The following is a 578-nucleotide window of genomic DNA, read 5'->3' on the forward strand; positions in this document are numbered from 1 at the left end:
GGGTTGCGGACAGTGTCTGGTGGGTAGTTTGACTGGGGCGGTCTCCTCCTAAAGAGTAACGGAGGAGCACGAAGGTCAGCTAATCCTGGTCGGACATCAGGAGGTTAGTGCAATGGCATAAGCTGGCTTGACTGCGAGCGTGACGGCGCGAGCAGGTGCGAAAGCAGGTCATAGTGATCCGGTGGTTCTGAATGGAAGGGCCATCGCTCAACGGATAAAAGGTACTCCGGGGATAACAGGCTGATACCGCCCAAGAGTTCATATCGACGGCGGTGTTTGGCACCTCGATGTCGGCTCATCACATCCTGGGGCTGAAGTAGGTCCCAAGGGTATGGCTGTTCGCCATTTAAAGTGGTACGCGAGCTGGGTTTAGAACGTCGTGAGACAGTTCGGTCCCTATCTGCCGTGGGCGCTGGAGAATTGAGGGGGGCTGCTCCTAGTACGAGAGGACCGGAGTGGACGCATCACTGGTGTTCGGGTTGTCATGCCAATGGCATTGCCCGGTAGCTAAATGCGGAAGAGATAAGTGCTGAAAGCATCTAAGCACGAAACTTGCCCCGAGATGAGTTCTCCCTGAC

At 55.7% G+C, this 578-nt stretch carries 1 rRNA gene; it reads left to right on the forward strand.

Annotation, left to right across the window (positions count from 1 at the left end):
• A 23S ribosomal RNA gene (locus ABLV12_RS08780) occupies window positions 1-578 on the forward strand; the annotation flags it as partial.

Origin of the sequence: Klebsiella sp. CN_Kp100, assembly GCF_040065315.1 — a bacterium.
Classification (GTDB): domain Bacteria; phylum Pseudomonadota; class Gammaproteobacteria; order Enterobacterales; family Enterobacteriaceae; genus Klebsiella; species Klebsiella oxytoca.